This is a genomic window from Nonomuraea sp. NPDC049400 (assembly GCF_044466425.1).
In the GTDB taxonomy this organism is placed as follows: domain Bacteria; phylum Actinomycetota; class Actinomycetes; order Streptosporangiales; family Streptosporangiaceae; genus Nonomuraea.
The window spans coordinates 103,775-116,878 of record NZ_JBITMP010000020.1 but is presented as its reverse complement, the minus strand read 5'-3'; the positions used below and the strand labels follow the sequence as shown (position 1 = coordinate 116,878).

Below are 13,104 nucleotides of genomic sequence, written 5' to 3'. Positions count from 1 at the left end.
GGCGGCGGTCCTTGCCCGTTCGATCAAGGCAGCTTTCAATTGAGCCTCATACGGGTGATCCCTGGAGGGGCCGATGCGTGGCTTGCGGGCGTCCGCTGTCGCTTTGCTGATCGTTCTCACGACGTTCGCCGCCGCGAACTTCTCGGCACCGTCCGTCGCGGCGCCGGCCGGAGGGCCGGCCGATCCGGAGCCGGCCTCGCTGGTCACCCTCTCCGTGCCGGACCGGACGGCGATGGAGCGGCTGGCGGGCGCGGGCGCCGACCTCACCGAGCGGATGCGGCCGCAGCCGGACGGCAGCGTCCAGGTGGACGCGGTGGTCACGCCCAGCCAGCTCGCGGCCTACCAGGCACTCGGCGCGGCCCTGGCTCCGGAGACGCCGCCCCCGCCCAAGGCGACGGCCACCACGGAGAAGGACCAGCTGGTCGTCGAGCGGGCGGTCTGGTTCAAGTCCCGCCACGGGTACTTCCTGTCCGTGGAGGCGTCCAGCAGCGCCGGCGAGGCCGCCACGCTCACCGTGACGTGGAAGGGCAAGGACGGCTCGCCCCGCCGGGCGCCGATGGTCGCGTACGTGGACGCGGGCGCGTACCTGGGCCACCAGTTCGGCGACCCGGTGCCGGCCGGAAGCCGGCCGCAGTGGGTCACCGTCACCTCGGCCGCCGGCGGCACGGCCGAGGCGAAGGTCAAGGCGTGGCCCGACGGCGAACGGCCGGACCGGGCGGGACCCGGCTACCAGAAGGACTTCGTCACCCAGTACATGCCGCCCGCGCAGCTCAACGAGCGGATCAGGGCGCTGCACCGGCGCTTCCCCAAGCTCACCGAGCTGATCACGCTGCCGCACGCGACCAACGGATACCGGCGGCACGCCCAGGCCCTGATCGGCACGCCGCCCGCCGCCGCGGTCGTCGTCACCTCCGACGCCTACGGCTCGGACGGCGGCAACGACCTGGCCGTCGAGCTGGCCGACCCGGGCGCGCCCGGCAGGGCGCTGCAGGTCACCGTGAACGGCAAGCTCATCACCGTCAGCCTGGCCACCGACGGCTCGGGCGCGCCGATCAGCACCGCCGCCCAGGTGGCCGCCGCGATCAGCGCCACCGGAGGCACCGGTGTCAAGGCCACGACCTACCGCGCGGACCCGGGCGCCGCAGTCATGGCGCCCGCGCCGCCCACCCGGCTCAGCGACTTCCTCCGCGCGCCGGCCGACGTGCCCCGGGCGCCCGCGCGGGTGCTGGCCCTGCGCATCGGCGCGCACCGCGACGGCACGCGCACCGGCGTGCTGGCCTACGCCCAGGAGCACGCCCGCGAGTGGGTGACGCCCCTGGTCGTCGTCGAGGCGGCCGAGCGGCTGCTGCGCAACCACGCCCGCGACCAGGCCACCCGCGCGCTGCTGGAACGCACCGACGTCTTCCTCGTGCCGACGGTCAACCCGGACGGCGCGAACTACAGCTTCTACGACTTCAACGCCCAGCGGAAGAACATGACGAACCACTGCCCGCCGCAGCAGTCCGACCCGGCGCTGCGCAACACCTGGGGCGTGGACGTCAACCGCAACTACGCCGCCGGCTCGCTGTCCGACGGGTACGCCGGCGCCTCGGCCAACTGCCAGAGCGGCACGTACGCGGGGCCCGGCGAGCACTCCGAGCCCGAGAGCCGCAACGTCATGTGGCTGGCGCAGACGTACCGCAACATCCGGTTCGCCATGAACGTGCACAGCTACGGCGGCTACTTCATGTGGCCGCCCGGCGCCTACAAGCTCGCCGGCCGCGTCACCCTGCCCAGGCCAACGGCGCAGCAGGAGGCGTACTTCCTGCGCTCGGCCCGCACGATCGAGGAGGCCATCGCCGCCGAGCGCGGCACCGTCACCTGGCCCCAGCAGACGGGGCCGGTCACGGACGTGCTCTACTCGGCCGCCGGGAACTCCGCCGACGAGCTCTGGTACGACTACGGCGTCTACGGGTGGGACTTCGAGGTGGGCGCCGACCTGTGGAACCCCGAGACGCGGGCGTGGGAGGGCGTGGGCTTCCAGCCGCCGTTCGCGGAGGGGCACGCCGAGGCCATGGAGTTCGCCTCCGGGCTGATCTCGCTGGTCGGGGTCGCCGCCGACTTCCGGGACCTGCGGTAGGGCGCGGGCCGACCGTGACTCACAGGGCTGTCAGGTGGGACAGTTCGCGCCACTGCGCGAGCGGGAGCTCGCCGGAGCGCGCCGTGAGCACCTGCAGGCACACGTGGTCGGCGCCCGCGTCGAAGTGGTCGCGGACCCGTTTCTCGATCTCCTCCGCGCCGCCGTAGGCCACGATCGCGTCGACCAGCCTGTCGCTGCCGTGCGCGATCTCGTCCTCGCCGAAGCCGAGCCGCCGCAGGTTGGCGATCTGGTGCGGGGCGGCGTCGCGGTAGCCGGACACGTGCTCCCTGGCGACCTCGCGCGCCCGGTCAAGGTCGTGGTCGAGCACCACGGCCTGTTCCACCGCGAGCAGCGCGTCCGGCCCCATGATCTTCCTGGCCCGCGCGGTGTGGTCGACGGGCACGAAGTACGTGTGTGCGCCCAGTGTGCGCCGTGCCGCCAGGGCCAGCATCTTGGGGCCGAGCGCGGCCAGCATCCGGTGCGGCGGGCGCGGCGGCGGAGGCGAGCTCAGCGGGATGGCGTCCATAGCGTCGAGGTAGGCGCCCATCGTGTCCACCGCCTTGCCGAGGCTGGGGATCAGGTAGCCGTCCATCGGGATCGGCGTGTCGCTCACCCGATGCCCGCCGAGGCCCAGCAGGTACCGGCTGGGATGCGCCTCGTTGAGCGCGCGCTCGGCGGCGGCCATGGAGATCGGGTCGCGCAGCGCGATGTTCGCGATGCCGGCCGCCACCGTGATCCGGCGGGTGGCTGACAGGAGCAGCCACGCCTGGCTGACCGAGTCGCGCCCGAACCCCTCGCCGAACCACAGGGCGCCGTAGCCGAGCTCTTCGATCTCGGCGGCCGCGTCGCGCAGCTCTCCCACAGGCCGTCCGTCGAAGGCGAACGTCCAGACACCGACCCTGCCGAGGCGCGGGCCACCGTCCTTGTGCGTGCTGGTCATGGGTCTCCCCTCGAGTTTCCGGAGAGGTTCTCCGGATAGCTTGAGACTATAATGTGGAGAACCTCTCCGCTTCAACCCGTCAGGAGTGCCCCGTGCAGACGCGACCCATCCGCGCCGACGCGCGACGCAACCGCGACCTGCTGGTGACCGCGGCCATGGCCGTGATCGCCGAGGAAGGGCCCGACGCGTCTCTGAACGAGATCGCGCGGCGGGCCGGAGTAGGGCCCGGGACGCTCTACCGGCACTTCCCCACTCGCGACGCGCTGCTGGCCGCCGTGTCCGAGGGGCGGCTGGCCAGGTTGCGCGCGCGGGCGGACGAGCTGGCCGAGGCCATGCCGCCCGGCGAGGCGCTGGTCGCCTGGCTGCGCCTGCTGGTCGTGCACGCCATGACCGACCGAGGGCTGGGCGCGCGGATGATGGTGGCCGCCCCCTCCTCGGCGGGGGTGGACTGCTGGGCGATGCTGCGCGACGCCGCCGAGCGGGTGCTCGGCCCGGCTCAGCGGGACGGATCCGTACGGGCCGACGTCGAGGCCGCCGACCTGGTGGAGCTGGCCGCGGGCATCGCCCAGGGGGCCGCCGACGCCGGCCGCGCCGAGCGCCTGCTCATGCTGACACTCGACGGCCTCCGCCTCGCCGGGGGCCGGGCCGAAGGCTTCAGCCCGCGCTCGTGACGGTGGCACTGCGGGCGATGACTGGGCGCGCGTGCCGGACAGCACGAGGTGGTCGCCGTGCATCCGGTGGTAGCCGAGCAGCTCCTCGGCGCGCTCGCCGAGCAGGGCCGCGGCGACGGTGTCGCGGAAGATGAAAGGCTCGTGGTCGACGATGAGGTGCGCCGCGCGGGCGGCGGATCACGGGCCGATTAATAGGGCAGCTCTTCTTTTTTAGCGTTCATCCGGTAAATGGCCCATGCTGCGGCCAGGAAGAACCATTCCCGGCCGCAGCGGCCGAGGGTCAGGTCAGCTCGCGAGCAGCTTGTCCGCGGGAATGGTCTGGCGCGTGATCGTGGGGCTGGACCAGCGGAGCTGGGCGATGGCGTCGTAGCCGCTGTCGTAGAACTCCATCTTGATGTCGTGCGCTCCGGCGGTCAGCGCGATCTGGCCGCTGTCGTCACGCTTGGAGTGGTCGCTCCAGTTGTCCACGACGAGCGTGCCGTCCACCCAGAGCCGGACGCCGTCGTCGCTCGTGGTGATGAAGGTGCACGTCTCCGCGCGGTCCGCGATCACCTTGCCGGTCCAGCGCACGCTGAACGTGTCGGCGGACACGGCCGGGTCGGGGGCGTTCGCGCCCCAGTCGAAGTTCACGCCGGGGTCGATCCGGGTGAGCTTGGGCGCGGTCAGGTCGGCGTTGTCGAAGTACGTCGCCGACAGGCCCTGCTGGTCGACGACCAGGGTCGTGACCGAGCCCGCGGGAAGCGTGAGCGTGCCCTTGCCGCCGGCGACGGTGACCGTGCCCGCGCGGTGCGGGGTCCACGCGGCGGCGGTGCTCTGCCAGATCGCGGCCGTGCCCGCCGTCAGGCCGGTGAACGTGAGCGTGGTGTCCAGCGGCTCGGTGCCGACGTTGACGAGCACGACGTTCTTGGCCGCGTCGGAGGCGAACACGTGCAGGAGGTCGCTGTCGGCCGTCGCCTGCACCATGGTCGTGCCGAACGGCCTGAACAGGCCCTCGCCGGTGAACATTCCGATGCCGTGTTAACGTGCTCCTCCCCATGAATGAATGGGGAGGATTCTCATGGCCGTTACGCGGCCACCCCTTGCGGGGTGGTGCGGGCAGTCCCGCCATGAGGTGCTTGACGCTTCACCGGCCCCAGTGGTGCAGGGCCTCCACGTCCAGTGACCGCCTGTCCGGCGGCTGAGTTATACCGATACAACTGGGTACGGGCGGCGTTGACGTCGGCGTTGCCGATCCACCCGCATGCTGTGTTCTTGCACACGAACCGGGACTGACTCTCGCGGGAGCCCTCGGTGATCGTGTGGCAAGTGTGGCATTCCTGGCTGGTGCCCGGTGCCGGGATAACGACGACCTTACCGCCTTTGTCGGTGGCCTTGTAGGTGAGGAACTCGGCGGTGCGCCTCCACGCCTGGCTGGCGATGGCGCGGTTCAGGCCCCGTTTTTGGGCGACGTTCCTGCCCGGCGCTTCGATGGTGCCGGAGGCGGCGGCCATCATGTTCTTGACCTTGAGGTCTTCGAGCACAATGACAGAGAACCGGTCGGTGAGCTTCGCTGTGGTCTGGTGCTGCCAGGCGATGGCCCGGCGCTTGGCTTTGGCGCGCAGGCGACCGATCTGGCCGTAGGTTCTTTTCAGCCGGTTGCTGGTGGGCTGACCGGGTTTCGCCGCTCGTTTCTGGCGGGCGGCTTTGCGCTCCAGACGCAGCAGGCGCTCCTGTTCCCCGTCTGTCAGCCACTGGTTGCGGTGGAAGATCTTCTCCCCGGTGGCCAGGGCCAACGGCACGGCGATGCCCCGGTCAATCGCGGTCTGCGGCCCCTGGTGCGGGGCGCGGGGTGCCTGCATGGCTTGGGTGCGGAACACGATGTGCCAGCCGTTGGCCTCCTTCACCAACCGTGCCCCGGTGATCTTCCCGTCCGGTCCACCCCGGGTGACGCCGGGCAGATCCTTGGTCCACCGAAAGCGGACCCGGCCAAGTTTGGGAATATTGGCCGCGCCCCACCGCCGGTTGATCCGGGTGATGTTCAGATCCCGCCCCTGAGGGACGTCCACGGCCATCCGGGAACGCAACCGGCCCTTGAACATGGGGCGCCCGGCCGGATGGTCGGCGTTGAAGAAGTTCGCCCACGCCTGCCGGTAGGTCTTCAGCACGGCCTGCGCCGCCTGCGCGGGCAGATCCTTCAGCCAGTCGATCTCTTTGCGGGCGACCCGGATCGCCTCATCACACTGAGCCAGCGACGCGAACCGGCCCTGCCGGAAGGTGAAGAACTCGTGCAGCAGGTTCCACAGCACGCGCGCGTCGTGCGCCTGACCGTCCAAGACGGCGCTCTGCCGCTTGTCCAACTCCAGGCGCGCCACATGAGCACGGTTGCGTTTCTCCAGCCCCACGCGGCTCACTTTATCGTTTGGTGTATGCCACCGTGATGAAAACCGAAATCCCAACATCAGAACGGGAAATCACCGCGTTTATGACCTCTCCGCTAATTTAGTGTTTGTCACGAAATATCGGCGGATGTCTTCATCCGATGCCATACTGAAACGTTGCGAACAGATCATCAACTCGAGTTCGGCCAAGATCCATGAGAACCCGTGGATCATGACATATGCGGATGACAGCGAGGTGAAGTCCACGGCGGTAGATCGTGCGCAACCATACCGGCACACGCAAAGGGCGCCCCTGGTCAGGGGCGCCCTTTGCGGAGGGGGCTCAGTTGGCGGGAAGCTTCACCGACATCTGCTTGGTGACGGGGTTGGCGTCGTTCTCGGCCCAGGCGCCGGTGGAGAAGGCGACCGGGTAGTTCTTCTTGCCGACGCCGTCGCCCCACTTGGTGATGACGTACTCGACCTTGATGTGCCCCTCGCCGCCGACGCCGTCGACGCCCAGGGTGTCGGGGTTGAACGTGCCGCCGGTCAGCTCGGCGAACGTCTTGGCGTCCAGGTCGAGCATGACGCCGCGGTTGGAGGGGTTGCCGGGACCGCGGTCGCCGACGAAGAAGGGCATCTTCTTGCCCTTGTAGATCACGTAGCCCTCGGTCATGAGCGGCCAGCTCGGGCTGGCGACCAAGCCCTTCTGCATGGGCTTTCCGGCGGCGGGCAGGCCGGTGTCGCCGGCGCGGCCGGAGGAGTCGTCCCAGAAGTACGAAGCCGTGGTCGCGCCCTTGAGCATGACCTTCTGGGTGGTGCTGCCGGCGTCGGCGTCAGCGTGCGCCGCGGGCGCACCGACGGCGAGGGCCGTCAGCGCGGAGGCGGTGAGCATGGCGAAAGGGCGCAGGCAAGCGCGCATAGGTAAACTAGGTCCTTCGTTCGACGACAGGGGGCAGGTACGCTCGTGGACGCACGTAGCCGGGCATCCAGCCGTACAGTCGCTACGTGGAGCGCTGCGGGACCCGGGAGGCGGATCCCAGAGCCCGGGCGAGTGGTGCCTTCCGCGTAGGTAAGGTCCAGGTCACTCGCCGGTAACGCTTACTACGTTATGTGCACGTAATGGACAAAGGCAAACGAAACCCCATGAATCGGACAAAGATCTACGTTCGCGGGTAAAGCGCCTCAGCCGATGTCCTTCCTGGAGACGCGCAGAACGCCTACGGCCATGGGGATGGCGATCCAGACCAGCGCCGACGTGGCCAGCCTGGCGAGCTCGCCGCCGGTCATGCCGCCGTTCATCAAGGGATTGGTGGTGCTGTTGAGGTCGAGCCAGCCGGCCAGGACCTCCCCCACGTGGCCGAGCCGGCCCACGGCGCTCCACAGGATGGGAGTGGAAAAGTAGATCACGATCGCGGCGGGCGCGTTCAGCAGCAGCACACCCATCGCCAGCCCCTCGGCGGTCAGGATCACCATCGCGGCGATCCAGCCGAGAACGGTGTACGGGGCGACCTGCCAGTCGGCGGGCACCCCCTGGGCGGCGGCGACGGCGGCGGTCACCGGGACCGCGGCCAGCAGCCCGAGCAGGCCCGCCAGCACGGCCGCGACCAGCGGCGGCAGGCACTTGGCCGCCAGCACGCGCCCGCGCCTGGGTTCGAGCGCGAACGTGGTCAGCGCGGTGCGGTGGCTCCACTCGCCGGTCATGGTGAGGATGGCGAGCACGGGAAGCAGCGTGCCGAACGCGATCGCCGAGGTCCCGGCGAGGGTGAAGAAGTGCGGGCCCGCGACGAGGCCGCGGGCGGCCACGGACCCGAGCCCGAGTGTCACCAGGATCGCGGTGAGGATCTTGCTGCTGCGGGTGTCGAAGAGCTTGCGGGTCTCGACCCGTACCAGGGTCATGAAGGAACGACGGCTCGTGTGCCCCTCGGCGGCGGTCGCCGGGGCGGGCCTGGTGGCGGTGCTGGTCATGAGGCGCTCCGGTCGGCGTTCGCGGTCAGTTCGAGGAAGGTCTGTTCGAGGCCGCGGCCCCCGCTCAGCTCGGCGACCGTGCCCTGCGCGAGCACCCGTCCGCGCCCGATCATCACGATGCGGTCCGCCACCTGCTCCACCTCGTGCAGCAGGTGCGAGCTGAGCAGCACCGCGCACCCCGCCCCGGCCAGGTCGCGCAGCAGCCCGCGCATCCACTGGATCCCCTGAGGGTCGAGGCCGTTGGCCGGCTCGTCCAGGATGAGCGCGCGGGGCCGGCCGAGCAGGGCATGGGCGATGCCGAGCCGCTGCCGCATGCCCAGCGAGTAGCCGCCCACGGCCCGGCCGCCCTCCTTGCCGGTCAGCCCCACCAGCTCCAGGACCTCGTCCACGCGCGACCTGGGCAGGCCGAGCAGCATCGCGCCCAGGGTGAGGACCTCCCGTCCGGTGCGGCCCGGGTGCTGCGCCCCCGCGTCCAGCACCGTGCCCACCTCGAACCCAGGACGGTCCAGCTCGGTGTACGGCCGCCCGAGCACGCTCGCCGTGCCGGAGGTCGGGCGGCAGAGCCCGGTCAGGATGCGCAGCGCGGTGGACTTGCCCGCCCCGTTGGGCCCGAGAAACCCGGTGATGGTGCCCGGCCGTACGGTGAAGGACACGTCGTCGAGCGCCTTCACCCCCTTGTACGCCTTGCTGACGTGCTGAAATTCGATCACGGCCTCAGTCCATCGCAAACGCGGTCCCGCTTCATCGGACCTGGGTCGAGCGATGCGCGCGCCGCGGCTACCGTCAGCGCCCCGGATGTAGACCTCGGACGGTACGGAGATCGACCCGGGTCGCTAAGGCGCCGCCGGGACGGTCTCTAGGCTGAGACGGTGTACGACCCACTTCCCATCGACAGGCTGGGCATCGCGCTGCGTTACCTGGCCGCCGCGCTGCCCCTGCTGCTCCTCTCCCTGCTGCTGATCGCGCGCCCCTGGCGTCCCATGAGTCCCGGCGAGGTCCAGTCCGTGCTGACCGACGTGGCGCTCGGCGTGCTCGCGCTGGTCCTGATGCGGTGGCGGCGCCGGTGGCCGTGGCCGATCGCGCTGGCGACCGCCGTGCTGACCGTCTACTCCTTCTCGGCCATCGGCGCCGCCCTGGCCTGCTTCGGCTCCCTGGCCATGAACCGGACGTGGCGCCAGTGGGTACCGGTCGGGCTCGCGTTCTGGCTGTGCGTGGTCGGCTCGACCAGGTGGAAGGGCACCGACCAGATGACCATCACCTACGGGGTGGCCGGGGTGGGCACCCTGGTCGGGGCGGCACTCCTGGCCCTCTACCTGCGCGGGCGCCGGGATCTGGCCGCCGTGCAGCGGGAGGCGGAGCAGGCCGCGCAGCGGCAGCGGGTCGAGCAGGCCCAACTGGAGGAACGGCTGAAGATCGCCCAGGAGATGCACGACGTCCTCGCGCACCGGATCTCCCTGCTGGCGATGCTCGCCGGCGGCCTGGCCTACCGTACGGACCTGTCCGCGGAGCAGACCCGCGAGACCGCCCTGGCGATCCAGGAGAACGCCCACCAGTCACTGAACGAGCTGCGCGCCGTCCTCGGCACGCTACGGCGCGACGGCGGCATGGAGGCGCCGCAGCCGACGCTGGCCCACCTGGACGCGCTGTTCGAGGAGGTGCGGGCGGCCGGGCAGCAGGTGGAGGTGGACGACGTCATCGACGGGCGCGAACTGCTGCCGACCCAGATCGGGCGGCACGCCTACCGGATCGTGCAGGAGGCGCTGACCAACGCGCGCAAGCACGCGCCGGGCAGCCGCGTACAGGCCGAGCTGGGCGGGCGTCCCGGCGAGGGGCTGCGCATCCGGGTGAGCAACCCCGCCCCGTCCGGCGCGCCCGCGGGCCCCGGCGGCCGGCTGGGACTGGTCGGCCTGGCCGAACGCACCCGGATGGCGGGCGGCACGATCACCCACTCCGTCGACGGCGGCCGCTTCGTCCTCGACGCCCGGCTGCCGTGGGAGGCTTGAGGCCATGATCAAAGTCGTGATCGTGGACGACGATCCCATGGTGCGCACCGGGCTGCGCCTCATCCTCGGCGGCGAGCCCGACCTGGACCTGGTGGGCGAGGCCGGGGACGGCATGCAGGCCATGACCGTGATCCGCGACCTCAGGCCCGACGTCGTGCTCATGGACCTCCGGATGCCCCAGCAGGACGGGCTGACCACCATCGAGCTGCTGCTGGGCCGCCCGGCGCCGCCCCGGATCCTGGTGCTCACCACGTTCGACGCCGACGACATGGTGCTGCGCGCCCTCCAGCTCGGGGCCGCCGGCTTCCTGCTGAAGGACACGCCGCCGCCGAAGATGATCGAGGCTGTCCGCACCGTGGCCAGGGGCGAGCCGGTGCTGTCGCCGAGCGTGGCGCAGCAGGTGATCGCGGCCGCCACCGGCAGGTACGCGGCGCAGCGGCCGGCGGCGCAGCGGGAGCTGGCCAGGCTCACCGAGCGTGAGCGGGAGGTCGCGATCGAGCTGGCCAGGGGCAGCTCCAACGCGGAGATCGCGACGAGCCTGTCCGTGAGCGTGGCGACCGTGAAGGCCAACGTCACCCGGATCTTCGCCAAGCTGGGGACCGACAACCGGGTGCATGTCGCGATGAAGGTCCGCGACGCGGGGCTCCTCTGAGCGTTCGATAAGATGAACGTATGGTTCAACATAGCGACCAGGTGGCCATGTATCTCGAGGACACGTACCTCATGGAGCTCACCACGGAGGTGATGGCGGCGGGGCGGCACGACGACGGCGCGGCGTGGGTCGCGGTGCGGCGCAACATCTTCCATCCCCAGGGCGGCGGCCAGCCCGCCGACCGCGGCTGGGCCGGCGAGCGCGAGGCAGCCGCCGTCCGGGATCCCGCGACGGGGCTGGTGGTGGTGCGCGGCGGCTTCGACGACCTGGCCGTGGGCGACGCCGTCCGCACCCGGATCGACGCCGACCTGCGCCTGCTGCACGCGGCCCTGCACACGGCGGGCCACCTCGTCGAGGCGGCCGGGCGCGTCGAGGGCTGGACGATGGCCGGCAGCGTGCACTTCCCCGGCCAGGCGCGGATCGAGTTCACGCCGCAGGACGCGCTGGATGACCGGGACAAGGCGGCCGCGCGGCTGACCGAGTACGTGGAGGCGGCGGTGGCCGACGACCTGCCGGTCACCGCGGACCACGACGGTGCGGGGCGGCGCATCGTACGGCTGGGAGACGCGCACGCCGCGCCCTGCGGCGGCACCCACGTCCGGAGCCTGGCGGACCTGGCACACGTGACGATCGGCTCGGTGAAGGTGAAGAAGGGCCGCGTCCGCGTCTCGTACGACGCCGCGCACAGGCCACGCGCATGACCCCCGACGAGCGGGACTCAGGCACCGCACGGGAGCGGCGGGCCGCGAGCAGCGCCGCCGCCGCGGCCGGGGCTCAGGTGCAGCGGCGACGGCAGCAGCGCGGGATGAGCCAGGCCGAGCTGGCCCGGCGGACCGGCCTGAGCAAGGCCACGCTGTCGCAGCTGGAGGCGGGCGCGGGCAACCCGACGATCGACACGCTCGACGCCATCGCGGTCGCGCTCGCCATCCCGCTCACCGACCTCCTGTCGCGGGAGAGCGCCCCCACCACGTTCCACCTCCAGGCGACCGCCGCGAACGAGGACGGCCCCACCCGTGAGCTGCTGCGCCGCATCAGCGGCGGGCACAGCCTGGAGCTGTGGCGGCTACGGCTGCCCCCGGACACCGCGGTGGACGGCGTCCCCCACGCGCCCGGCACGGTCGAGCACCTCCTGGTCGCGTCGGGCGAGCTCACCGCGGGCCCCGTCACGGATGCCCGCCTTCTCGGCCCCGGCGACCTGCTGGCCTTCGCCGGAGACGCCCCGCACCTCTACCGCACCGGCGACTCCCCCGCCGACGTCACCGTCGTCATCGCCTCGCCGGCCATCGGCTGACCGGACCGCTTTGTGGTCACTCCGCCGTCATGTCAAGCACTTGGATCGATCGCCGGCGTGACTCAGCCGCTGAGGAACGCGGCGAGGAGGGGGATCACCTGTGCCGGATCGTCTTCGTGCACGTTGTGCCCGGCATCCGGAATCACCTTCACCTCCGCGCCAGGGATGCGTTCCGCGTACTCGCGGGCGTAGGAAGCGGGCAGCCACTGGTCATCCCCTCCCCAGACAATGAGCGTCCTGGCGGTGATCCGGCTCAAGCCCGCGTCGATGGAGGCGTAATCCTGGCTTCGGACGAGCTCGACGAAGGCTTCTCGCTGTTCGGGCCTGGACATCCATGCCCAGTTCTCGTCGACCGCCTCCGCGGTGACCCGTTCCTGGTGAGTGAACGCCGAGCGCAGGCTGGTCTCGAAATCCGCGCGGCGCATCAGCTTCACCACGGCCTCACCCACCACCGGCACGCCGAACACGGCCGTCTGTGAAGCCGGCTCCTTGTTTAGGCCAGGCGAGTCCAGGAGCACGAGCTTGTCGACCCGGTCGGGGTGGCGCTCGGCGAAGGAGAGGGTCCACGTACCACCCCACGAGTGTCCGACCAGCGACGCCTTCGTCAAGCTCACCTCATCCAGGAAGGCTCTGATCGCGTCCGCCATGGCGGGGATGGCGTAGGTGAAGTTCTCCGCCGCCCGGGTATAGCCCTGGCTCGGCAGGTCGACGGCGTAGACCGTGTGGTTCTTGGCCAGGGCGGGGATGGTGTCCCGGTAGGAGTACTGCCACTGGGCGCCGCCCGCGATCAGCACCACCGGTGCGCCTTGTCCGGTTTTGGTGTAGTGGAAGCGAGCCACGGGAGTGTCGGCGTACAGGGAGTGGATGCGGCTCAGGTACGGCGAGCGGTAACCCTGTACGGCGGGCGGCTGCCACACATACGCGATGAACAGGACCGCGGCCACCAGCAGCGCGACCAGGCCCGCCAGCCATCGCGGCCAGCGCCGCCGGCGGGCGAGCCGCTCGGCCGAAGCCGGCGGTGTCTCATCAAGTCTGACCATGATCTTCCTCCGTATCTGCGAGGTCTTCACACACCGAGACGGACGGACATCGCCCGCCGTGACAAG

At 70.9% G+C, this 13,104-nt stretch carries 14 protein-coding genes; 7 read left to right on the top strand and 7 right to left on the bottom strand.

The window, feature by feature from the left end:
• Window positions 1-103 precede the first annotated feature (103 nt).
• On the top strand, window positions 104-2,119 hold the full coding sequence (locus tag ACIBVN_RS29785) for a M14 family metallopeptidase (protein WP_397141914.1): 2,016 nt from the start codon (window positions 104-106) through the stop codon (window positions 2,117-2,119).
• 19 nt (window positions 2,120-2,138) lie between these two features.
• Here ACIBVN_RS29785 and ACIBVN_RS29780 read toward each other — a convergent pair whose 3' ends face one another.
• A complete protein-coding gene (locus tag ACIBVN_RS29780) occupies window positions 2,139-3,059 on the bottom strand; it encodes a TIGR03620 family F420-dependent LLM class oxidoreductase (RefSeq protein WP_397141912.1) in 921 nt (306 codons plus the stop codon).
• Window positions 3,060-3,151: 92 nt separating this feature from the next.
• Between ACIBVN_RS29780 and ACIBVN_RS29775 the strand changes: the two genes are divergently transcribed.
• Both ACIBVN_RS29775 and ACIBVN_RS29770 read left to right on the top strand, forming a co-directional pair.
• A complete protein-coding gene (locus ACIBVN_RS29775; RefSeq protein WP_397141910.1) occupies window positions 3,152-3,730 on the top strand; it encodes a TetR/AcrR family transcriptional regulator in 579 nt (192 codons plus the stop codon).
• Window positions 3,731-3,787: 57 nt separating this feature from the next.
• Complete coding sequence (locus tag ACIBVN_RS29770; RefSeq protein ID WP_397141908.1) at window positions 3,788-3,922, top strand: hypothetical protein; 135 nt, start codon at window positions 3,788-3,790, stop codon at window positions 3,920-3,922.
• A 93-nt stretch (window positions 3,923-4,015) separates the two neighbouring features.
• On the opposite strand, the gene ACIBVN_RS29765 is transcribed toward ACIBVN_RS29770, so the two are convergent.
• From ACIBVN_RS29765 to ACIBVN_RS29745, 5 genes are all read right to left on the bottom strand, one after another.
• Window positions 4,016-4,735: a PA14 domain-containing protein gene (locus ACIBVN_RS29765; protein ID WP_397141906.1), complete on the bottom strand. Its 720-nt coding sequence runs from the start codon at window positions 4,733-4,735 to the stop codon at window positions 4,016-4,018.
• Window positions 4,736-4,794: 59 nt separating this feature from the next.
• The gene (locus ACIBVN_RS29760; protein ID WP_397141904.1) at window positions 4,795-6,111 is read right to left on the bottom strand and encodes an RNA-guided endonuclease InsQ/TnpB family protein; all 1,317 of its coding nucleotides are present in this window, start codon (window positions 6,109-6,111) and stop codon (window positions 4,795-4,797) included.
• A 319-nt stretch (window positions 6,112-6,430) separates the two neighbouring features.
• A complete protein-coding gene (locus ACIBVN_RS29755) occupies window positions 6,431-6,979 on the bottom strand; it encodes a hypothetical protein (RefSeq protein ID WP_397141902.1) in 549 nt (182 codons plus the stop codon).
• 290 nt (window positions 6,980-7,269) lie between these two features.
• A complete protein-coding gene (locus ACIBVN_RS29750; RefSeq protein ID WP_397141900.1) occupies window positions 7,270-8,052 on the bottom strand; it encodes a hypothetical protein in 783 nt (260 codons plus the stop codon).
• Window positions 8,049-8,762 (bottom strand): ABC transporter ATP-binding protein, encoded by a 714-nt coding sequence (locus ACIBVN_RS29745; RefSeq protein ID WP_397141898.1) that lies wholly within the window; start codon window positions 8,760-8,762, stop codon window positions 8,049-8,051. The genes ACIBVN_RS29750 and ACIBVN_RS29745 overlap by 4 nt, the downstream gene beginning before the upstream one ends.
• Before the next feature lie 159 nt (window positions 8,763-8,921).
• Between ACIBVN_RS29745 and ACIBVN_RS29740 the strand changes: the two genes are divergently transcribed.
• From ACIBVN_RS29740 to ACIBVN_RS29725, 4 genes are read left to right on the top strand one after another with little or no spacing between them, the layout of a single operon-like run.
• Entirely contained in the window at window positions 8,922-10,055 is a 1,134-nt protein-coding gene (locus tag ACIBVN_RS29740; RefSeq protein ID WP_397141896.1) for a sensor histidine kinase, read from the top strand.
• Between the two features lie 4 nt (window positions 10,056-10,059).
• Window positions 10,060-10,707 (top strand): response regulator, encoded by a 648-nt coding sequence (locus tag ACIBVN_RS29735; RefSeq protein WP_397141894.1) that lies wholly within the window; start codon window positions 10,060-10,062, stop codon window positions 10,705-10,707.
• Window positions 10,708-10,727: 20 nt separating this feature from the next.
• Window positions 10,728-11,408, top strand: a complete 681-nt coding sequence (locus ACIBVN_RS29730; protein ID WP_397141892.1) for a hypothetical protein — start codon at window positions 10,728-10,730, stop codon at window positions 11,406-11,408.
• Window positions 11,405-11,998, top strand: coding sequence for a helix-turn-helix domain-containing protein (locus ACIBVN_RS29725; RefSeq protein ID WP_397141890.1), 594 nt, complete (start codon window positions 11,405-11,407; stop codon window positions 11,996-11,998). Before ACIBVN_RS29730 ends, ACIBVN_RS29725 begins: the two co-directional genes overlap by 4 nt.
• A gap of 62 nt (window positions 11,999-12,060) precedes the next feature.
• Here ACIBVN_RS29725 and ACIBVN_RS29720 read toward each other — a convergent pair whose 3' ends face one another.
• On the bottom strand, window positions 12,061-13,038 hold the full coding sequence (locus ACIBVN_RS29720) for an alpha/beta fold hydrolase (protein ID WP_397141888.1): 978 nt from the start codon (window positions 13,036-13,038) through the stop codon (window positions 12,061-12,063).
• Window positions 13,039-13,104 lie beyond the last annotated feature (66 nt).